The 20,841-nt window shown below is 69.0% G+C and carries 18 protein-coding genes; 11 read left to right on the forward strand and 7 right to left on the reverse strand.

What is annotated here, in order from left to right:
- Nucleotide 1 precedes the first annotated feature (1 nt).
- On the forward strand, nucleotides 2–733 hold the full coding sequence (locus LX88_RS25820; protein WP_258950392.1) for an RDD family protein: 732 nt from the start codon (nucleotides 2–4) through the stop codon (nucleotides 731–733).
- Here the strand turns inward: LX88_RS25820 and LX88_RS25825 are convergent.
- Together LX88_RS25825 and LX88_RS25830 are read right to left on the reverse strand one after the other, a co-directional pair.
- Nucleotides 730–1,635: a phosphotransferase gene (locus LX88_RS25825; protein WP_258950393.1), complete on the reverse strand. Its 906-nt coding sequence runs from the start codon at nucleotides 1,633–1,635 to the stop codon at nucleotides 730–732. The two genes, LX88_RS25820 and LX88_RS25825, sit on opposite strands and share 4 nt — an antisense overlap.
- A complete protein-coding gene (locus LX88_RS25830; protein WP_258950394.1) occupies nucleotides 1,632–2,048 on the reverse strand; it encodes a nuclear transport factor 2 family protein in 417 nt (138 codons plus the stop codon). The genes LX88_RS25825 and LX88_RS25830 overlap by 4 nt, the downstream gene beginning before the upstream one ends.
- A gap of 73 nt (nucleotides 2,049–2,121) precedes the next feature.
- On the opposite strand from LX88_RS25830, the gene LX88_RS25835 reads away from it, so the two are divergent.
- Complete coding sequence (locus tag LX88_RS25835; RefSeq protein ID WP_258950395.1) at nucleotides 2,122–2,634, forward strand: TetR/AcrR family transcriptional regulator; 513 nt, start codon at nucleotides 2,122–2,124, stop codon at nucleotides 2,632–2,634.
- Here LX88_RS25835 and cbiQ read toward each other — a convergent pair.
- Genes cbiQ through LX88_RS25855 form a run of 3 tightly spaced genes read right to left on the reverse strand, consistent with a single transcriptional unit; the run spans nucleotide 2,613 to nucleotide 5,007 of the window.
- Complete coding sequence (gene cbiQ / locus LX88_RS44625) at nucleotides 2,613–4,028, reverse strand: cobalt ECF transporter T component CbiQ (RefSeq protein WP_372511418.1); 1,416 nt, start codon at nucleotides 4,026–4,028, stop codon at nucleotides 2,613–2,615. The genes LX88_RS25835 and cbiQ overlap by 22 nt on opposite strands.
- Nucleotides 4,025–4,309 (reverse strand): PDGLE domain-containing protein, encoded by a 285-nt coding sequence (locus LX88_RS25850; protein ID WP_258950396.1) that lies wholly within the window; start codon nucleotides 4,307–4,309, stop codon nucleotides 4,025–4,027. Before LX88_RS25850 ends, cbiQ begins: the two co-directional genes overlap by 4 nt.
- Complete coding sequence (locus LX88_RS25855) at nucleotides 4,306–5,007, reverse strand: energy-coupling factor ABC transporter permease (RefSeq protein WP_258950397.1); 702 nt, start codon at nucleotides 5,005–5,007, stop codon at nucleotides 4,306–4,308. Before LX88_RS25855 ends, LX88_RS25850 begins: the two co-directional genes overlap by 4 nt.
- A 298-nt stretch (nucleotides 5,008–5,305) precedes the next feature.
- Here LX88_RS25855 and LX88_RS25860 point away from each other — a divergent pair, with 298 nt between their 5' ends.
- A complete protein-coding gene (locus LX88_RS25860) occupies nucleotides 5,306–7,402 on the forward strand; it encodes a glycosyl hydrolase family 95 catalytic domain-containing protein (RefSeq protein ID WP_258950398.1) in 2,097 nt (698 codons plus the stop codon).
- 50 nt (nucleotides 7,403–7,452) lie between these two features.
- Entirely contained in the window at nucleotides 7,453–8,802 is a 1,350-nt protein-coding gene (locus LX88_RS25865; protein ID WP_258950399.1) for a pyridoxal phosphate-dependent decarboxylase family protein, read from the forward strand.
- Nucleotides 8,803–8,898: 96 nt separating this feature from the next.
- Here LX88_RS25865 and LX88_RS25870 read toward each other — a convergent pair whose 3' ends face one another.
- Nucleotides 8,899–9,414, reverse strand: a complete 516-nt coding sequence (locus LX88_RS25870; protein ID WP_245816540.1) for a MarR family winged helix-turn-helix transcriptional regulator — start codon at nucleotides 9,412–9,414, stop codon at nucleotides 8,899–8,901.
- Between the two features lie 362 nt (nucleotides 9,415–9,776).
- Between LX88_RS25870 and LX88_RS25875 the strand changes: the two genes are divergently transcribed.
- Together LX88_RS25875 and LX88_RS25880 are read left to right on the forward strand one after the other, a co-directional pair.
- A complete protein-coding gene (locus tag LX88_RS25875; protein WP_258950400.1) occupies nucleotides 9,777–11,126 on the forward strand; it encodes a glutamine synthetase family protein in 1,350 nt (449 codons plus the stop codon).
- A gap of 10 nt (nucleotides 11,127–11,136) precedes the next feature.
- Complete coding sequence (locus LX88_RS25880) at nucleotides 11,137–13,626, forward strand: DEAD/DEAH box helicase (protein ID WP_258950401.1); 2,490 nt, start codon at nucleotides 11,137–11,139, stop codon at nucleotides 13,624–13,626.
- Between the two features lies 1 nt (nucleotide 13,627).
- Here the strand turns inward: LX88_RS25880 and LX88_RS25885 are convergent, their stop codons facing one another.
- Complete coding sequence (locus LX88_RS25885) at nucleotides 13,628–14,818, reverse strand: hypothetical protein (protein WP_258950402.1); 1,191 nt, start codon at nucleotides 14,816–14,818, stop codon at nucleotides 13,628–13,630.
- A 415-nt stretch (nucleotides 14,819–15,233) separates the two neighbouring features.
- Between LX88_RS25885 and LX88_RS25890 the strand changes: the two genes are divergently transcribed.
- From LX88_RS25890 to LX88_RS25910, 5 genes are all read left to right on the forward strand, one after another.
- Entirely contained in the window at nucleotides 15,234–15,521 is a 288-nt protein-coding gene (locus LX88_RS25890) for a hypothetical protein (RefSeq protein WP_051771726.1), read from the forward strand.
- A gap of 362 nt (nucleotides 15,522–15,883) precedes the next feature.
- Nucleotides 15,884–16,789 (forward strand): LytR/AlgR family response regulator transcription factor, encoded by a 906-nt coding sequence (locus LX88_RS25895; RefSeq protein ID WP_258950403.1) that lies wholly within the window; start codon nucleotides 15,884–15,886, stop codon nucleotides 16,787–16,789.
- Nucleotides 16,786–17,187 carry a hypothetical protein gene (locus LX88_RS25900; protein ID WP_090068971.1) on the forward strand — a complete coding sequence of 134 codons (402 nt, stop codon included), beginning with the start codon at nucleotides 16,786–16,788 and terminating at the stop codon, nucleotides 17,185–17,187. The genes LX88_RS25895 and LX88_RS25900 overlap by 4 nt, the downstream gene beginning before the upstream one ends.
- Nucleotides 17,184–18,929 carry a sodium/solute symporter gene (locus tag LX88_RS25905; protein WP_258950404.1) on the forward strand — a complete coding sequence of 582 codons (1,746 nt, stop codon included), beginning with the start codon at nucleotides 17,184–17,186 and terminating at the stop codon, nucleotides 18,927–18,929. Before LX88_RS25900 ends, LX88_RS25905 begins: the two co-directional genes overlap by 4 nt.
- Nucleotides 18,930–18,943: 14 nt before the next feature.
- Nucleotides 18,944–20,119, forward strand: coding sequence for a sensor histidine kinase (locus LX88_RS25910; RefSeq protein WP_258950405.1), 1,176 nt, complete (start codon nucleotides 18,944–18,946; stop codon nucleotides 20,117–20,119).
- Nucleotides 20,120–20,841 lie beyond the last annotated feature (722 nt).

A 20,841-nucleotide genomic window follows, 5' to 3' on the forward strand; every position in this document is an offset into this window, starting at 1 on the left:
CGTGGGGGACCTCGTCACCGGTGAAGCCGTAGTTCTGGACCTGCGCGTCGCACAACTCGCCAGCAGGGCGGTCGCGTACGCGATCGACGTGGCTGTGCAGTTCGGCCTGCTCGTCGTCCTGTTCCTGATCGCGCCGGTCGACGTCGACAACGCGCTGCAGGACGCGCTCGCGATCACGCTCCTGATAACCGTGATGATCGGCGTGCCGACCGCGGTGGAGACCGCGACGCGGGGCCGTTCGCTGGGCAAGCTCGCCATGGGCCTTCGCGTGGTGCGCGACGACGGTGGCGCGATCCGTTTCCGGCACGCCCTGGTGCGCTCGCTCACCGGCTTCATCGTGGACTTCTGGGTGCTGGGCCTCGCCGGCGCGATCGCGCTGTTCGTCTCCCTCTTCTCGCCGCAGGGCAAGCGGGTCGGCGACTACCTGGCCGGCACGGTGGTGATCCACACCCGCGTGCCCCAGCAGGAGGTGGAGCTCGCCGTCATGCCGCCGCAGCTCGCGGACTGGGCATCAGGGCTCGACCTGTCGCAGCTGCCGGAAGAGCTGGTGCTGGCGGCGCGGCAGTACCTGAGCCGCTACCACGAGTTGAACGAGTCGGCGCGGTGGGAGCTGGGGTCGCGGCTGTCGGACGACGTCGGCGCGGCGATCCGGTCGCCGCGGGTCGAGTACACGCATCCGCACCCGTACCTGTCGGCGGTGCTGGCGGAACGCAGGCGTCGCGCGGCGGCCTAGGCGTTGGCCAGCCGCAGGCGTTCGGCCCCTTGTTCGCGCACGGCGTCACCTGAGGGCGTCGGATCGCCGTGCAGGACCTCCCACCGTGCGTTGTGCAGGGCGGTCCACATGCTCCCGGCCCACGCGATCTCCTTCTCCTCCACGGAGAACGCCCGCCCGCGGACCTGCTGATAGGTCCCGAGGAACGCCGCCGAGCTGCCGATCGGCACCAGGCCCGGCGGTGACACGTTGGCGAACGCTCCGGACGCGGCGCCGGCGAGGGCCGCTTCCGGTTGCCACGCCAGGCTGTCCCAGTCGTGCACGGCCAGCACCTCGCCGTCGTGCCAGCGGAGGTTCTGCGCCTCGAAGTCGGCGTGGCCCAGCACGCACGGCAGCGAGGTGGCCAGCAACCGCTTGCGCACGCGCCACGCCATCTCCGAGACCAGAGAAGGCACCACGCTCTGATCCCGCGCGTCGAGGAAGTGGATCGCCGGCCACAGGCCCGGACCGGTGTGGTCCCAGCGGGCCCAGCGCGGTGACGGGAGCGGAGGCGGGACGGAAACGCCGGCCAGCAGGGCCATCAGCCGGGCGAACACGGCCGCGTAGCGGCGGGCGACGTCCGGGGAGGAACCGAGCAGCATCTTCCCGCCGGGCAACGGTTCCTCGGCGTGCACGGCCAGCCCGTCCGCGACCACGACCGGTGTCAGCGGGCGGGGGCACGGGAACGCCCGCGCCGCCAGGAATGCCTGCGCGGCCACGCACGACACGGCGCGGCCGTCGTCCGGGCGGGCCTTCACGTAGACCTCGCGACCGTCCGCCAGGCGCACGCCGGAGACCGTGGAGATCGACACGCGCTCGTAGAGCACGCCGGCCACGGGGCTTCCCAGCTCCGACGAGCACCAGGCGGACAGGTCGAAGGTCATACGCCGAGAAGTTCCTGCAGCAGCAACGGGTTCATGTAGTCGTCGTAGCGGACGATCTCGCCGTCGCGCAAGTGGATGATCGCGACGGCGGTGAACGTGTAGTAGTCCTGCTTCACCTTCGACCAGCCGCGGTGGGTGATCTCCGCGACGACGACGTCCGGGTCGTCGGTGAGCCTGGTGATCGCCTCGACGTGCTGGATCTCGATCTTCTCGCGGACGCGGGCGCCCCTCATCCTGTCGAAGTAGGCGCGGATCGCGGCCCGGCCCCCGATCTCCGGTTTCTGGAACGGCGCGGGGAAGCGGTAGGCCATCACGCCGTCCTCGGTGAACAGGTCGGCGAACGAGTCGTGGCCCTGCTCGCCCGCCACCTGCCGCCGGACGTGCTCCACGATCTGTGCTGGCGTGCGTGTCATGGTGTGCCCCTCGTAGAATCGGAACGGTGACCCCGGTTAACAACATACGGAACGCACGCCCCGGTTGGCAACGATGAGGGCCGATGCCGCGCGCAATCGTGAGAAGGTGCTGGTCGCGGCGCGAGAGCTGTTCGCGGAACAGGGCTTCGACGTGCCGCTGGACGAGATCGCGGCGAAGGCGGGCGTCGGTCCCGGCACGGTCTACCGGCACTTCCCGACGAAGCAGGCGCTGTTCCAGGCCGTCACGGAGGCGCGCGTGTCGGCCATGATCGCGTCGGCGGAACCGTCGGCCGACGCCGGCGCGGACCTCTTCGCGTTCCTGGGCAAGATGGCGGACGAGGCGACGGCGAAGCGGGACATGTCCGACGCGATCGCGGTGCCGTCAGAGCTGCGCGACAGCCTGCACGCCACCCTCGGCGGACTGCTGGCCCGGGCCCAGGAGGCGGGGGCCGTCCGCGCCGACATCACGACGAAGGACCTCGTCGCGTTGATGAAGGGGATGCTGCAGAGCATGCACGAGGGCGCGAATCCCGCCGTGCTGCTGGAGATCGTGCTGAGCGGGCTTCAGTCGAGCCGGAAGCCGTAGGGCAGTTCGAGGCGGTGACGGGCCAGCAGCGCGGAGTCCGCGAGGATCTCGCGCGTCGGTCCGTCCGCCACGACCACGCCGTCGTCGATCAGCACGCTGCGGGGGCAGACCTGCAGCGCGAACGGCAGGTCGTGCGTGACCATCAGCATGGTGGGCGCCAACGAGAGCAGCAGCTCGGCGAGTTCGCGGCGGGCCACCGGCTCGAGGTTCGCCGAAGGCTCGTCGAGCACCAGGACCTCCGGCGAGCAGGCCAGCACCGTGGCGAGCGCGACACGGCGACGCTGGCCGCCGGACAGGTGCAGCGGTGAGCGGTCCGCGACCGACTCCATCCCGACGGCGCTCAACGCCTTCCGCACGCGGGCGTCCACATCGGACATGCCGAAGTTGCGCGGCCCGAACGCGACGTCCTCCCCTGCCGTCGGGCTGAACAGCTGGTCGTCGGGGTCCTGGAAGACGAGCCCGACGCGGCGGCGGATCTCGCGCAGGTTCTGCTTGCGGACCTCCAGCCCGGCGATCGAGATCGACCCCGAGCCACCACCGAGAACTCCGTTGAGGTGCAACGCGAAGGTGGTCTTTCCGGCCCCGTTCGGCCCGAGCACCGCGACACGTTCGCCACGCTCGACCCGCAGGTCGATGCCGAACAAGGCCTGGTGCCCGTCCGGGTAGGCGAAGGCCAGCTTCGACACCTCCAGGGCGGGAGCCGCCACGGTCTCGGGAACGATCGTCGCCGAGCCTCCCTGCGTGCCCGTCCAGCCGCGCGACACCATCGCGAGGTGCACCCTCTCTCCGCGTTCGTAGGACCGGATGAACAACGTGCCGACCGACCGTGCCACCGCGCCGGCCTGCCACAGGAAGCGCGGGTCGTCACCGCGCGAGATGCGGGCGACGCGCATGCGCCTCGCCTCGCCCACGACGACTTCGCCGTACCGCAGCATCAGCGTGGCGATCATGATCAGCGGCGCCGGCACCCGCAACGCCTGCAGGCCGCGCAGCAACTCCCCCGGCGCCGTCGTGGCGGCCAGGGTCAGGCTGACCAGGACGCCCAGCGTGCCCTTGGCGAGGATGTTCCAGCCCGCCAGGGAACCCTCGACCGAGACCGAGAACCCGAGGAAGTCGGTGCGCGGGTCCGTGCCGAAGATCGGCAGCAGGAACGCGAGCACCACGAACGGCACCTCGATCACCGCGCGCTTCACGAACCACAGCACGGGAACGCGCGCCACGGACCACACCGCGACGATCAGCAGCAGGTACAGGCCGAACAGCGGGAACAACGTGCGCGAGGTGGCCACGACACCCAGCACCGCCCCGAACGCCACGAGGATCTTCACGTGGGGCGCGAGGCGGTGCACCGGCGAGTCGCCGGCGTGGTGCAGGACGTCGTGGGCGCCGCTCACCGCGCGTCGGACTTCTTGCGCAGCACCCAGAACAGGCCGAACGACAGGCCCAGCACGACGACCACACCGAGCACACCCGCGAGGCCGGTGAACCTGTCGTCACCGCCGAGCGCGTAGTCGGCGAACATGCCGCCGGAGAACGGGTGCTCCTGAGCGTGCTCGGCGATGCCGGTGTCCTCGACGGTCTTGTCGAGGCCGTCCGGGTCGCCGGACGCGAAGTACGACAGCACCCCGGCGATCAGCAGTGACACGAACGCGAACCCGATGAAGAACTTCTTCACGACCGCACCTCCAGCGGCTTGCTGCCAAATGCGGTGTTGCTGCCCTTCAGCAGGTGGACGAGGTCGGGCCGGATCGACGCGACCGAGGTGACCGTGACGGCGGTGATCAGGCCCTCGCCGATGCCGATCAGCGCGTGCAGGCCCCACATCAGCAGCGCGACCTTGCCGATCTCCACGCCACCGGCGCCGCCGATCGCGTACTCGACGACGAAGCCGGTCGCGGCCAGCAGCGTGTTGACGAACGCGGAGACGAACGCGACGGCCGCGAGACCGCCCTTGCCCTTCGCGGCGAACCGGCGCAGCGCGACGGCGACCAGGAACCCGGCCGCGGTGCCGATCAGGGCCATGTTGGTGATGTTGGCGCCCAGCGCGGTGAGGCCGCCGTCCGCGAACAGCAGCGCCTGCACGACGAGCACGATCGTCACGCACAACGCGCCGACGTACGGGCCGACCAGGATCGCCGCGAGCGCACCGCCCAGCAGGTGCCCGGAGGCGCCGGGCAGGATCGGGAAGTTGATCATCTGGACGGCGAAGACGAACGTGGCCACCAGGCCCGCCATCGGCGCCGTGCGGTCGTCCAGGTCCGCACGGGCCTTGACCAACGCGAACCCGACGCCCGCCACCGCTACGACGAGCAGGACGACCGACAGCGGAGCGTTCAGCAGACCGTCGCTCATGTGCATGGCAACAGGTGACATGAGACGTCACGCTAATTGCCCTACCTCGGCTATGGCTAGAACTGTGCAACAACGATTTGCGGGCAAGAAGGCGTTGATCGTCACACGCTCGCTAGTCATCGGATGACTTCTGCGGTTAGATCCGTTCCGCCGCCGCCACGGCACGGAGGGACGAACAGTGACAGAGCTGTCGCGTAGAACCTTTTTGTACGGGACGGGTGCGGCCGTCGGGGCCTCCGCGCTCGGGGTGGGCACTGCGGTCGCAGCCCCTGAAACATCGGGTCACAACGTGCACCGGGACGTCGTGCGCGATGCCCGCATGGAGTGGCGGAGACTGCCGCAGAACTGGGGTGACAGCCCGTTCCTGGCCAACGGTTTTCTGGGCGTCCAGGTCTACGCGGGCCGGACCGCGAACGAGCTGAAACTCATGCTCAGCCACTCCGAGGTGCAGGACCAGCGGGAACACTGGGAGGCCGCGGTCGGGCTCTCCCGGCTGCCGATCGGGTACCTGACCCTGCAGTTCGCCGGCGCGATCACCGCCGTCGACTGGACGCTCGACCTGTGGAACGCCGAGCTCACCGGCTCCGTGACGACCACGCAGGGCAGCGCCACGTTCACGATGCTCGTGCACAACTCGCGCAGCACGTTCCTCGCCTCCGTGAAGGGGGACGTGACCTGGGGTTTCCAGCCGCTGGAGTCGTCGACGACCCGCCAGATCCGCAGGCCGGCGGATTACACGGCCAACCCGGCGCCGACGCTGGGCACCGCCAACGGCGTCTCCTACGCCGCCCAGCCGCTGCTGGCGGGCGGCGGCTACACAACGGCCTGGCAGGCCCGCAACGGTCGGTTCGCGGCTCACGTGGCGTACACGCACCCTGCGGACACGCACACGTCCGACGCGATCCGCGAGGTGCGCCAGGCGTCGGCGATCCCGTTCGAGGTGCTGACGCTGCAGCATCGCCGCTGGTGGAACGCCTACTTCGCGAAGTCGCTGGTCTCGGTGCCGGACAAGCTCGTGCAGCGCTTCTACTGGCTGCAGCTCTACAAGATGGCGGCGGCGACCCGAGCGGACGCGCCGGTCATCTCCGAATGGGGCCCGTGGTTCCCCGAGCAGGGCAACAGCTGGACGGCCGTGTGGTGGAACCTCAACGTCCAGATCTCGTACCCGCTGGTCAACGGCTCGAACCACCACGAGCTCGACGCGGTGACGACGACGTTGAAGCGGTTCGAGCACAACCTCGAACTCAACGTGAACCCGGCTTACCGCGACGGGAACTCGTACGCGATCTGCCACCCCGGCGACCGCACACTGCGGTCCGGGCCACGCTACTGCGGCGTTCCGGGCGTCGCACCGAACGACCATACGGGCAATCTTCTGTGGGCCTGCCACAACGTCTGGCTGGGCTACCGGCACACGATGGACAGGAAGATCCTGAAGGACGTCCTCTTCCCGATCCTGACGAAGGCGGTCAACTACTACGCACGCTTCCTCGTCGAGGGCGCGGACGGGAAGCTGCACCTGCCCGAGACGCGCTCACCGGAGTACGCGAACGCCACGGACACGACGTACGACCTCTCGCTGATCCGCTGGGGTGCGCGCACGCTGCTGTCCATCGAGGAGAACGCGCGCTGGCGTGACATCGCCAACCGGCTCGTGCCCTACGCCCAGGGCCCGGACGGCGTGCTCATCGGCAAGGACGTCTCGCTCAACGACTCGCACCGCCACTTCTCGCACATGCTGTGGTTCTACCCGCTGCGCGAGCTGACCTACGACATGCCGGAGCACCGCGCGCTCATCGACAGGACGTTCGACCACTGGGTGTCGCGGCAGCAGGCGTGGGCCGGGTACAGCTACGGCGCCGCGTCCGCGATGGCGTCGGCGATGGGACGGCCGGAGGAGGCGCTGTCGTTCCTGCGCTACTTCCTCGACCGCAAGCAGGTCGGTTCGAACGCCGTGCTGACCGAGAACACCTTCTACCGCGAGGGAGGCAACCTCGCGATCGAGTCGCCGCTGATGTCCGGCCAGGCCGTGCTGGAAATGATGGTGCAGTCGCACAACGACGTCGTGCGCGTCTTCCCGTCTGTTTCGTCCACTTGGGCCGATGCGTCCATCTCGTCGTTGCGCACGCAAGGAGCGTTCCTTGTGGACGCTTCCCGCTCCGGCGGACGCACCGACTGGGTCAAGGTCCATTCGGAGGCAGGCTCGCCTTTGTTGCTGGAGCACGGAATCACGGGTGACATCGACGTCCGCGACACGTGGGGACGACGTTTGGAGTACAGGACTCGTGGCACCGCCGTCGAAATCCCGCTTCGCCGAGGTCAGAGCGCCGTGGTCTCCCGTCGTGGCACACGCCCCGACGTCTCACCACGTGATGTGAACGCCAACGGCTCGTCTTCGCGTTGGGGACTGCCGTAACGTCCAAATTCGAACATTCGGATTGTGCGTGGACGAGTGGGGTGTGTGCGGTGGATCTTCAACACTGGCTCAACGAGGCGCTGGCCAACCACGAGAAGTGGACGGCGGAGTACGGCTCCTTCACACCCCACTCGTCGCTGCAGGTCGACCCGGCGCTGTTCGGCTCGGCGCTCGCCGAGCTCCAGGACCGCCTGCGCGACAACTACCCGTTCTTCCACCCGCGCTACGCGGGCCAGATGCTCAAGCCGCCACATCCCGCGGCCGTCGTGGGCTACCTGTCCGCGATGCTGATCAACCCGAACAACCACGCCCTCGACGGCGGCCCCGCGACCGCCGCCATGGAACGCGAGGTCGTCTCGGACCTGGCGACGATGTTCGGCTACGGCGAGCAGCACCTCGGCCACCTGACGTCGAGCGGCACGATCGCGAACCTGGAGGCGTTGTTCGTCGCCCGTTCGCTGCATCCGACCCGCGGCGTCGCTTACTCCTCCGAGGCGCACTACACGCACTCACGCATGTGCGGCGTGCTCGGCATCGAGGGTTTCCCTGTCGCCGTGGACGGCCTAGGTCGCATGGATCTGGACGCACTCGAGGAGCTCTTGAAGACCGGCAAGGTCGGAACGGTCGTGGTCACTCCAGGGACTACCGCGTTGGGTGCCATCGAACCGGTGAATCTTGTGCTGGATGTCGCACGCCGCTACGACGCACGGGTGCACGTGGACGGCGCGTATGGCGGCTTCTTCACCCTGCTCGCGGGGACCGACCTCCCACCCGAGCCGTGGGAGGCCATCGGCTCGTGCGACTCCGTGGTGGTCGATCCGCACAAGCACGGACTACAGCCCTATGGCTGCGGCGCGGTCCTTTTCCGCGACCCGTCCGTGGGCCGTTTTTACCTGCACGACTCCCCGTACACGTATTTCACGTCGGACGAGATGCATCTCGGTGAAATCAGCCTGGAATGCTCTCGCGCCGGCGCCGCGGCGGCCGGTCTCTGGCTGACCCTCCGCCTGCTCCCCCTGACCCGCGACGGCCTGGGCGAGGTCCTCGCGGCCGGGCGGCGGGCGGCCGTGCGGTGGGCGTCGATCATCCGGGAGTCCGAGGCCCTGGAGCTCTACCAGGAGCCCGAGCTCGACATCGTCACGTACTTCCCGCGCACCGACCCGCTGACCCTGTCGGCCGTGGACGCGGCCTCGCACCGCGTGATGGAGACGGGCATGAACGCCCCCGTCGACCCGATCTTCCTGAGCGTGGCACGGGCGTCGAAGGGTGCGTTCGCCGCCCGCCACCCCGAGGTCGGAGCCGATGCGGACGGTGCGCGGGTGCTGCGCAGCGTGCTGATGAAGCCGGAGTCGGAGGACTACCTCGACACCCTGCACGCACGAGTGCTGAGCCTGCTCTGAAGGCCTGGTCAGGGGCCCGCCCTCTGACCGGTCAGACAGCGAACCAACGCCGAAATGGGCGACTCACCCCCGGTGAGTCGCCCACAGCCGCGAAGATCAGCCGTGCTTGGCGCGCCGGCCGGACCGGCGCGGCGGCAGCGGCGTGTCTCCTCGCAGGTCCAGGCGGCGCTGCTCGCCGTTGGCCTCCAGATGCGTGACCATGCGGCGCAGCATCTCGGCCAGCGACTGGGCCTCGGACGACTCCAGCGGGTCGCTGACGAAGACCTCTTCCTCGTTGAACTTGGGGAAGAGGTCGGCCATCAGTTCTTCACCCTCAGGGGTGAGCCGCAGAACCGCCAGGCGCCCGTCGGTCGGGTGGCCCATGCGCTCCAGCAGGCCCCGTGACTGCAGCGTCTTGGCGACGCCCGTCAGGGTCCCCTTGGAGATCCCGGCCTCCTCCGCGACGTAACGCGTCTCCATCTCGCCCCAGATCCACACGACCCAGAGAACGACGAAGCCGGTCCAGGTCAGATCGCTGGTGCGCAGCACCGAGTTCTCGAGGTGCTGGCGGATCGCGGTGGCGGCGCGGTGGATGTTCGACACCGCTGCCATCTGTTCGCGACGCAGCGGCACCGCACCGAGTTTGGCCTGGACGGCTTTCTCGGTCTCGGCAATCGTGTGGTGACCAGACAACTCAAAGTCTCCCGTGCTCGAGCTCAGGTGTTCCCGGCACAATACTTGCGGTTCCGAACTATGTCTGTGATGTGGTGCGAGTCGGTCCGCAACCACTTTGATCACGATCCCACATCGTGCATGATCTCGTGACGGTCGTCACCCGTCCAGTTACGGACTGTTGCCCCGTGGTGGACGATGAGTGTGGAGCACCCGACGAGGACCAATGACGGTCTTTGCTCCACGGACGGGTCGATAGCGTTTGCCCCACGACGTTATCCCCTCCGCGCCAGCGACACACTGTGCCGGAAAGGTAGTTCGACGTGGTCGGTGAACAGGTGACAGGGGAACTCGCGGCGAGACTCGGCGAGGACGGGATCGACGTGGTGCGCGTCGTCTTCCCCGACCTGCTGGGCACCGACCGGGGCCGTGACGTCCTCGTAGAGCACCTACCTGCGGTTACGCAGCGCGGGCTGTCGTTCTGCCGGGCCGTGTACAGCACCACTCCCGGCGGCAAGACCACGGAGAACGGGGGTGTGCTCGACGCCGGGCTGCCCGACGTGATCGTGGTCCCCGACCTCGCCACGCTGCTCCCGATCCCCTGGGAGCCGGGGGTGGCGTGGTGCATCGGCGACGCGGTGAGCCCGGCCGACGAAAGACCCGTGGACGAATCGCCCAGGCAGGTGCTGCGCAGGGCCCTGGAAATATTCGAGACCACCGGGCTCACGCCGGTCGTGGGACCCGAGCTGGAATATTTTCTCTGCGAACCGGACGAAGATCGCCCGAACGGGTGGCGGCCGTACTGCGACGAGCCCGGCAACGTCTACGCGACCGGACGCCGCGGTGATTCTGACGGTCATCTGTTGAGAACTCTTCGCACGCTCAGTTCGGCAGGCCTCCAAACGACCGGCGGCAACCACGAGTACGCCGGCGGTCAGTTCGAAATCAACCTCGTCCATTCGCCCGCCATGGACGCGGCCGATCGCGCGTTCCGCTTCAAGACGAGCGTCAAGGAACTGGCCCGGCGCGAGGGCCGGATGGCGACGTTCATGGCCAAGCCGTTCAACGACGGCGGCGGCAGCGGCTTCCACCTGCACCTGTCGTGCCACGAGAAGGACGGCCGCAACGCGTTCCAGGCGCCCGGCACCACCAGCGGCCTGTCCGACGAGGCGCGCTGGGCCATCGGCGGCATCCTCAAGCACGCCCCGGCGCTGGCCGCGCTGCTCAACCCCACGGTCAACTCCTACAAGCGGTTCGGGCCGGACTCGCTCGCGCCGTGGCTGATCGACTGGGGCCTCGACAACCGCAGCGCGATGCTCCGGGTGCCCGCCGAGCGCGGCGACACGACCCGGCTCGAACTGCGGCTCGGGGACGCGAGCGCGAACCCGTACCTCGGCATCGCGGGCCTCATCGCGGCCACCTACCTGGGCATCCGCGACCAGATCGAACCGCCGCGGCCCTCCGCCGGGTACGGCTACGACCCGTCGAAGGCCCCGACGCTGCCCGCCACGCTGCCCGACGCCCTCGCCTACCTGGAGGAGGACACGGCGATGGTCGACGTGCTGGGCAAGGACTTCGTTCGGTCCTATGTGGACTTCAAGTGGGAGGAGGTGGCCCGGTTCCAGCGGTTCGTGACCGACTGGGAGTTCACCGAGTACGCGTACCACCTATAGTTCACCTGCGATGACTGCACTCACGGACCGGCTCACCTCGATCGCCGACGAAGACGAACTGTTCGACGCCTTCTCCCACTGGGCTACCGAGCGCGGCCTCGCGCTGTACCCGGCACAGGAGGAAGCGGTCATCGAGCTCGTCTCGGGGGCCAACGTCATCCTCAGCACGCCCACGGGGTCGGGCAAGAGCCTGGTCGCCATCGGCGCCCACCTGGTCGCGATGGCGGCGAACCAGCGCAGCTTCTACACCGCGCCGATCAAGGCGCTGGTCTCGGAGAAGTTCTTCGCGCTGTGCGAGGTGTTCGGGCCGGAGAACGTCGGCATGATGACCGGCGACGCCAGCGTCAACGACCAGGCGCCCATCATCTGCTGCACCGCGGAGATCCTCGCGAACATCGCCCTGCGCGACGGCCACACGGCCGACGTCGGCCAGGTCGTGATGGACGAGTTCCACTTCTACAGCGAGCCCGACCGCGGCTGGGCCTGGCAGGTGCCGATCGTCGAGCTGCCGCAGGCCCAGTTCCTGCTGATGTCGGCGACGCTGGGCGACGTCTCGTTCTTCGAGAAGGACCTGACGCGGCGCACCGGCAGGCCGACGGCGGTGGTCCGCTCGGCGCAGCGCCCGGTGCCGCTGAACTTCCAGTACGTCTCCACGCCGTTGCACGAGACGATCGAAGACCTGCTGCACGGCCGTGAGGCGCCGATCTACGTCGTGCACTTCACCCAGGCCGCCGCGCTGGAGCGCGCGCAGTCGCTGATGAGCGTCAACGTCGCGACCAAGCCGGAGAAGGAGGCCATCGCGGCGAAGATGGGCAACTTCCGGTTCTCGGCCGGGTTCGGCAAGACGCTCTCCCGGCTGGTCCGGCACGGCATCGGCGTGCACCACGCCGGCATGCTGCCCAAGTACCGACGCCTGGTCGAACAGCTCGCGCAGGCGGGTCTGATGAAGGTCATCTGCGGCACGGACACCCTCGGCGTCGGCATCAACGTCCCGATCCGCACCGTCGTGTTCACCGCTCTCGCGAAGTACGACGGCACGAGGACGCGGACCCTGAAGGCCCGTGAGTTCCACCAGATCGCCGGACGGGCGGGCCGCGCGGGCTTCGACACCATCGGCACGGTCGTCGTGCAGGCGCCCGAGCACGAGGTCGAGAACATCAAGGCGCTGGCGAAGGCCGGCGACGACCCGAAGAAGCGCCGCAAGATCGTGCGCAAGAAGGCCCCCGACGGGTTCGTGTCGTGGAGCGAGGCGACGTTCGAACGGCTCGTCGGCGCCGAACCGGAACCGCTGACGTCGTCGTTCCAGGTCTCGCACGCCATGCTGCTGAACGTGATCGGCCGCCCACAGGGCGGTGCGTTCCAGGCCATGCGGCACCTCCTGGAGGACAACCACGAGGACCGTTCCAAGCAGCTCAAGCACATCCGCCGCGCGCTGGCGATGTACCGGGCGCTGGTCGCGGCCGGGGTCGTGGAACGCCACGGCGACGACTTCCAGCTCACCGTCGACCTGCAGTTCAACTTCGCGCTGAACCAGCCGCTGTCGCCGTTCGCGCTGGCCGCGATCGAGCTGCTCGACCGCGAGGCACCGGGCTACGAGCTCGACGTGCTCTCGGTCATCGAGTCCATTCTGGACAACCCGCGGCAGATCCTGGGCGCGCAGGAGCACAAGGCGCGCGGCGAGGCGATCGGCGCGATGAAGGCCGACGGCATCGAGTACGACCAGCGCATGGAGCTGTTGGACGAGGTCACGTACCCGAAGCCGCTGGCCGAACTGCTCGACGCCGCGTTCTTCACCTACCGCCGCGGCCACCCGTGGGTCGGCGACTACGACCTGTCCCCCAAGTCCGTCGTGCGCGACATGTACGAGCGCGCGATGACGTTCACGGAGTACGTGGCGTTCTACGGCCTTGCGCGCTCCGAGGGACTCGTGCTGCGGTACCTGGCCGACGCCTACAAGACGCTGTCGCAGACGGTGCCGGACGAGGCGAAGACCGAGGAGCTCAACGACCTGATCTCGTGGCTCGGCGAGCTCGTCCGCCAGGTCGACTCGTCGCTGATCGACGAGTGGGAGAAGCTCACCAACCCCGGAGACGACACTGCCCCGGAGGTCCGCGTCGACCTCCCACCGGCGGTCACCCGCAACGTCCGCGCGTTCCGCGTCCTGGTCCGCAACGCGCTGTTCCGCCGAGTCGAACTGGCCGCCAAGCGCGACTGGTACTCACTCGGCGAGCTCGACCACGAGTCGGGATGGACGGCCAAGGAGTGGATGGACGCGCTGGAGCCGTACTTCGAGGAGCACTCGGACATCGGCGCGGGCCCGAACGCGCGCGGCCCGGCGTTCCTGATCATCAACGTCGAACGCGAGCGCTGGGTGTGCCGGCAGATCTTCGAGGACCCGGCCGGGGACAAGGACTGGGGCTTCAACGCCGAGGTCGACCTGGCGGCGTCCGACGAGCTCGGCGAGGCCGTCGTGACGATCACGGACGTCGGCCGCCTCTGATTCAGCGGCTGTCGAGGATCTCCTTCAGGCGTTCCGCCTCGTCGGGGCTGATCGGCAGTTCCTCGTGGCTCCAACTCCCGCGGCTGATGTCCCGCAGCAACGAGCACCGCTTCCACGCACCGTCGCGATAGGCGTACTCCTCCCAGGAGTCCCCTTTGACGAGTGCGAACGCGTTCGCTAGGTCGAGTGCGTTCACCACGTCGGAGAAGATCGCGAAGTACGAGCTTCCCTGCCACCGGTGGCGCTGCCAGAGCTGCCGCTGGGCGAAGGCGAGGTCGTACGCCGCGCCGTCCCCCGTCGCGTCGGGCGGCAGCTCCTCGACCCACCGGCCGCGGTGGTCCGCGACCTCCGCCAGCAGGGTCGACGGCCCCCACACCAGGTCGCGCGTGAACGCCTCCTCGTGCTCTCCGTTCACCCTGACCACCGCGAACGGCAGGTTCGGTCCCTCCACGGACAACACCCGGAAGCACCGTCGTGCGGACTTCCCGGCGATGATCGTCTCGACCTCCTCCTCGCTCACGGGCAGCGCCCGGTCGTTCGAGTAGTCCTCCTTCTCCATGCGCCGCAGCACTCTGGACGGCACCCAGCCGCTGCGGCCGGTGTGGATCTCCTCCCTGCCCAGCCGTGTCCGCCTGAGCACGGAGTGCAGGTGGTGTGGTTCGAACTCGGTCTTCTTCCACAGCGCGAAGTACCGGGGCCAGCCGCGTTGCCGCTGGCTGCGCACGGCGATCTCGATGGCGGCTCTCGCTTCACCGGCTTCGAACTCGTAGGCGACCTCCTCGATCCGCAGATCGGTGCGCCCGAGCAGGTCGGAGGGTTCCCAGCGCAGGTCGCGGGTGAAGGCCTCCTCCGCCGACGGGATCTTCCTGACCACCGCATACGGGTGGTCGAGCCGGTCGTGCAGGACGAACCACGAAGGCCGCGCGGCGGTCCACTGGAGACGGTCGAGCTCCTCCTCGCTGACGGGCAGCCAGACCTCCCCTTCGAGGTTCCGTTCCTCAGCTCGCCAGACGTTGTCCGTGTCGAGCCACTCCTCAGCACCGTCCCGGCGGCGCATCACCGCCCTCACGCCGACCATCTCGTCGATGCGGTGGGTCGAGGCGAACACCGCGACGCAGGGCAGCCCGGCCCGTTCCGCACGCATGGCCTCGTACGTCCGAGCCTCGGCCTCACGCCGTTCGACCCAGGTCACCGTGTGTTCCGAACCACGAAGTACTTCATGCGATCCCCCAGATCGGCCGAGCTCGTGTCATAGCAAGAGAATCGCCGGATTGCCCGCACGAACCTGAACGGCCGAACTCCGCGCACACCCCGAGACGTCCTCAGGCAAAGAAGTTAATACGCCGGTTCGCCCGAACGCCAACCGGCCTACCAGGCACGAAGGGTCGGCACGACGGTGGGAAAGCAGGCCGGACGCCGAAACCGGGTCCATTTCATCCGGTCACCACAAGTGCACGCCAGTTGAGACGATCGCCAGTTGAGACGGAATGCGCAATCGATTGACCGAGTAGTCTCCTCGGGGCAACATCATTGCGCCGGACCACAACGGCCGGGATATGGTGTTGCCCAGTGGGGAAATTTCTGGCGCAGCACGTCTGGAGGAATCCGTGGACCCGGCACTGGACGCCTTGCGCGACCGGCTGGCGGAGATCGTCGCGTCACCGCCGGACAACACCGAGCAACTCGTGGACACGCTGAGCGGTCTCGCCAAGCTCTCGAACCAGTGGTCCGAGGCGATCCAGGCGCTGCGCGCGCCCACCCGCAGACTGATCGGCCCGGCCGCCGCCGCTTCCGTGAGCGTCGCCGCCCGTCGTGCCGAGGAGTCGTTCATCGAGCTGGAGATCACGCTCGGTGACGCGCTGGCGGCCCAGCCCCGCGCTATCCGGCAGCCGTGAAGACTGTCTTCTTTCCTCCCAAATCATCTCGCGACCGCTGACGAAACCGTGCGACAGGCCTGACCAGGCAACTGCACGCTGCGTGATAGCGGTGCCCGTCTCCTACCCGAGACGCACCCGATCGGAGGGTTTCCGCACGTCCTCCCCCTGGCGGATGATGCGCCCGTTCGGGGTTTCAGGGGTGCGAGGGGGGTACTCGTCGTGCACACGCTGTGCAACCGGACCCCCATGGCGGGTCACCCTCCGTGAGAGGGCATGATCGCGTATCCGACGCCCTCGGCTCACCAGGCGCGCGATGACCGAACGTGGTCCAATCGCCGCCACGTGAGGATCGGCCGTACACAGTTTGGACTCGATCTCGAATGACCTCAGGTCTGCCCTGCCCCATCTGCGAGGGGCCGGATCGACGTGGCAGCCTCGAGCGCTCGCTGCGGGTGCTCGCCGTCGACGACGAGGCGCCCGCGCTGGAAGACCTCGTGTACCTGTTGCGTTCCGATCCCCGCATCGCCCACGTGGAAGCGGTCACCGACGCCACCAAGGCGCTGCGCGTGCTGCACCGCGCGATGGACGCCGGGCAGCCGTTGGACGCGGTGTTCCTCGACATCCGCATGCCGGGGCTGGACGGTCTCGACCTCGCCCGTGTGCTCTCGCGGTTCGCGCAGCCGCCGCCCGTCGTGTTCGTGACGGCGCACCAGCAGCCCGCCGTGGAGGCGTTCGAACTCAAGGCGCTCGACTACCTCCTCAAGCCCGTGCGCCCCGAACGGCTCGCGGAGTCCGTGCACCGCATCGTGCACGAGGTCTGGGACTCGAAGACCGCCACCGAACCGGCCACCTCGGCTCCCGCGCAGCCCGCGAACTCCACGCCGCCGGAGATGGGCGACGAGGTCATCCCCGTCGAGCTCGGTGGCGTCACGCGGTTCATCCGCCTCGCCGACATCCGGTACGTGGAGGCGCACGGCGACTACGCCCGCCTGCACACCGCGACCGGCAGCGGTCTGGTGCGCGCCGCGTTGAACGGCCTGGAGGAGCGCTGGCGCAGCGCCGGGTTCGTCCGCATCCACCGCAGCCACCTGGTGTCGCTCGGCCACATCGACGAACTTCGCCTCGAGGACGGGCACCTGAGCGTCACGATCGGCGGCGCGGTGCTGCCGGTCAGCCGCCGGCACGCCCGTCACCTGCGGCAGCTGCTGGTCCGCCGCGCCCGGCCCACGCCCGGCGCGGGGCAGCCCGCCGGTGTCCTGCAACCGAGGAACGGGCTCGGGTCGTGACGACGCCACCACCCCGGCGGCCGGACCCGAAGCCGACCCAGCGCGTGGTGGTGACGAGCCCGCGCACGCGGGCCCCCCGTGCGCGCCGCCCGTACTCGGGCACGCGCGAGATCAACGAGCAGAGCGAGCTCGGCGCCGTCTACATGCGCACGCTGATCCGGGCGCAACGGCGGCTGGGCCTGTCGGTGTGCCTGGTGGCGACCGGTGCCTTGGCCCTGCTGCCGCTGCTGTTCGCGATCGAGCCGGAGCTCGGCAAGTTCCGGATCCTCGGGCTCGGGCTGCCGTGGTTCCTGCTGTGCGTGGCGACGTGCCCGATGCTGCTGCTGGCCGGCTGGTTCTACGTGCGGCAGGCCGAGCGCAGTGAGCGCGAGTTCGCGGAGCTGGTCGAACGTCCATGACGAGTGGCTACGCCATCGTGGCGGTGGTGGTCGTCGCACTGGGCACGATCCTGGTCGGCACCTACGGACTGCGCGTCTCCCGCACCACGTCCGACTTCTACGTCGCCTCGCGCACCGTCTCGCCGTGGTGGAACGCCTCGGCGATCGGCGGCGAGTACCTCTCCGCCGCGTCGTTCGTCGGCATCGCCGGGCTGATCTTCGCCTACGGGCCGGACATGCTGTGGTTCCCGGTCGGCTACACCGCCGGGTACCTCGTGCTGCTGACGATGGTCGCGGCGCCGCTGCGGCGTTCCGGCGCCTACACGCTGCCCGACTTCGCCGAGGCCCGCTTCCGGTCGCGCGGTGTGCGCGTGGTCGCGTCGATCCTGGCGCTGGCGATCGGCTGGCTGTACCTGCTGCCCCAGCTGGAAGGCGCGGGCCTGACGCTGAACACGGTGACGGGAGCGCCGGACTGGGTGGGCGCGCTGATCGTCACGATGGTCGTGACCGCGAACGTGATGTCGGGCGGCATGCGGTCGATCACGTTCGTGCAGGCGTTCCAGTACTGGCTCAAGCTCACCGCGATCACCGTGCCGATCGTGTTCCTGATCGTCGCGTGGCAGGTGCACGGGTCCGAGTCGCTGACCAAGCCCGAGTACCCGGTCTTCCGGCAGGACACCGAGGTCACGTTCCAGCGCCTGACCACGATCCACGCCGACGCGTTCATCTCCATCACGGGCACCGGCGAGATCGACGGCGCACGCGTCGAGAACACCGTCGTCGTGCTGCCCGAGGGCTACCACCGCATCGGGCAGGGCTCGGAGTTCACGTTCCCGAAGGACGCACCCGTCCCGCACCTGTCCACAATGGAGCACAACACCGACGAGATGTGGTCGCTGCCGATGTCGAGCGGCCAGGAGTTCCCCGTCTACGGGGCGTACTCGCTCATCATCGCGACGTTCCTCGGCACCATGGGCCTGCCGCACGTGATCGTGCGCTTCTACACGAACCCGAACGGCACCGCCGCGCGCCGCACGACGTTGATCGTGCTGGGCCTGCTGTCCGTCTTCTACCTGATGCCACCGATGTACGGCGCTCTCGGCCGTCTGTACACACCGGAACTGCTGATGACCGGCCAGACCGACGCCGTGGTGCTCGTGCTGCCGACGCGGATGATCGAAGGCGTCGGCGGCCAGCTGCTGGGCGCTCTGGTGGCGGGTGGCGCCTTCGCGGCGTTCCTCTCCACGTCGTCGGGCCTGGTGGTGTCGCTGGCGGGCGTGCTCTCGCAGGACGTGCTGCGCCTCGGCGGCGTGCGCGGTTTCCGGATCTCCACGGTGCTCGCGGGCCTGGTGCCGCTGGCGATGACGTTCATCTCGACCGGCATGCCCGTCGCGGACATGGTCGGCCTGGCGTTCGCGGTGGCGGCGTCGTCGTTGTGCCCGTTGCTGATGCTGGGAATCTGGTCGAGCCGCATCACGAAGGCCGGTGCCATCGCCGGCATGCTCGCGGGCGGCGTCCCGGCGCTGACCGCGGGTCTCGTCACGATGTTCACCGACACCGGCGACGCCTGGTACGAGATCCTGCTCTCGCGCCCCGCCGCGTGGACGGTCCCCCTCGGTTTCTCGGTGATGTACGTCGTCTCGCTGCTCACCCCACGGCACCTGCCTTCAGGAGTGCAGCGCACGATGGTCAAGCTCCACGCGCCCGAGAACCTCGGGCTGGACGGCTCCGGCTCCTCCTCCTCGGCCGACGAGCGAAGCTAGAAGGTGACGCGCCCATGCAAGACTTCCTCACCGCAGCCGCGATCCTGATCGTCGGCGGAGCGGCCGTCCTCGTCCTGTGGCGGGGCACGCGCAACAAGCAGTCGCTCTCGACCGAGGCCCAGCGCGTCACCTACGAGACCCTCCACACGGCATGGTCCGCCGCACCCCCGCTGCGCGCGGGCCTCGTCCCGGACGCGGCGAAGAAGTCGGCCCGGCACCTGCGGACGTTGCTGGACACGCCCGCGCTGGCGCTGACCGACGAAACGGAAGTCGTCGCGTGGGAAGGCGTCTCCGAGCACCACGCGGCCGAAGCCATGACCCAGGCCGAGGACGTCTTCCTGACCGGCCGCACCCAGGCCTTCGACATAGGCTGCACCGAACCGAACTGCCCGATCAACTGCGCCGTCGTGGCCCCCCTGACCGTCGAGGGCCGCGTGGTGGGCACCCTGGCCGCCTACTCCCGCGAAGCCTCCGCGGGCCTCGTCCGCGCGACGAACCAGGTCGCCCGCTGGGCGGCGGGCCAGCTGGAACTGGCCGAACTGGACCGCTCCCGAACCCGCCTGGTCGAAGCCGAAGTGCGCGCCCTGCGAGCCCAGATCTCCCCGCACTTCATCTACAACTCACTCTCCGCCATCGCCTCCTACGTCCGCACCAACCCGGAACGAGCCCGGACCCTGCTCCTGGACTTCGCGGACTTCACCCGCTACTCCTTCCGCCGCCACGGCGACTTCACCACCCTCGCCGAGGAACTCCGCTCGATCGACCAGTACCTGGCCCTCGAACGAGCCCGCTTCGGCGAACGCCTGAAAGTCACCCTGCAGGTGGCCCCCGAGGTGCTCCCGGTGACGGTCCCGTTCCTCTGCCTGCAACCCCTGGTGGAGAACGCGGTCCGCCACGGCATGGAGGGCAAGGTGGAACCGGGCCACATCCAGATCTACGCGAACGACGGCGGCGCCGAAGCCCACATCACGATCGAGGACGACGGCATCGGCATGGACCCCGAGAAACTCCGCCGCACCCTCGCGGGCCACGTGGACGAGTCCGCCGGGATAGGCCTCGGCAACATCGACGAACGGCTTCGCCGCGTGTACGGCGACGAGTACGGCCTGGTCGTGGAAACGGCCTGCGGGCTGGGCACGAAGATCACCGTGCGGGTGCCGAAGTACCACGCGGGCATCAACGGCATTTGACCGCACGCTCCCGCAGGGTCCCCTTCGGTTTCGGCTCCCCCGCGGCCCAACGTACCGACGAGATCCGACACTCACGCGCGGCAAGCCGCCCGCGGGCAGCAGGCAGCAGGCAGCGGGCAGCAGGCAGCGGGCAGCGGGCAGCGGGCAGCGGGCAGCGGGCAGCGGGCAGCAGCAAACAACCCTGCTGGGCAACGCGATGGTGGCGCCGAGACCTCCCGCCGCGCGTAACAGCGATGGCGAAGCCGAGCCACCCTGCCGCCCAACGCAAGGGCGGAGCCCGAGGCGTCCCTCCGCACATGCAGGGCAACGGCGGAGCCGAGCCGCCCTGCCGCCAATCGCGAGGGCGAAGCCGAGGCGTGTGAACCTCTGCGGGCTGGTGAAGGGTGGTGACCCACGCATTGCGCGATCGGGGCTTGACCTTGAGTGGGCGGGATGCTCCCCTCATGGGCACGGCCGGGCGCTTTCAGCCCGGCCTTTTCCGGCCGTCTAAGCATCCCGCCAGAGGCTCGAGGTCAAGCCCCAATCGCTATCGACGCGCAGCGGCGATGACCGGCACCGGCCCGGTACTGCCCGCATGCCACGCACGCAAGGCGACCGCCCGCACGGCAGGTGACCACCCCGCTGGAACAGGAACGGGCCAACGCAAGCCGACCCGCACGGTGCCACCCGCCCAACGTCCCCACCGACCGCTCATCCCGCAATCCCGCGACAAGCGGTCCCCC

Origin of the sequence: Lentzea californiensis, from assembly GCF_024648825.1 — a bacterium.
GTDB classification, from domain to species: domain Bacteria; phylum Actinomycetota; class Actinomycetes; order Mycobacteriales; family Pseudonocardiaceae; genus Lentzea; species Lentzea californiensis.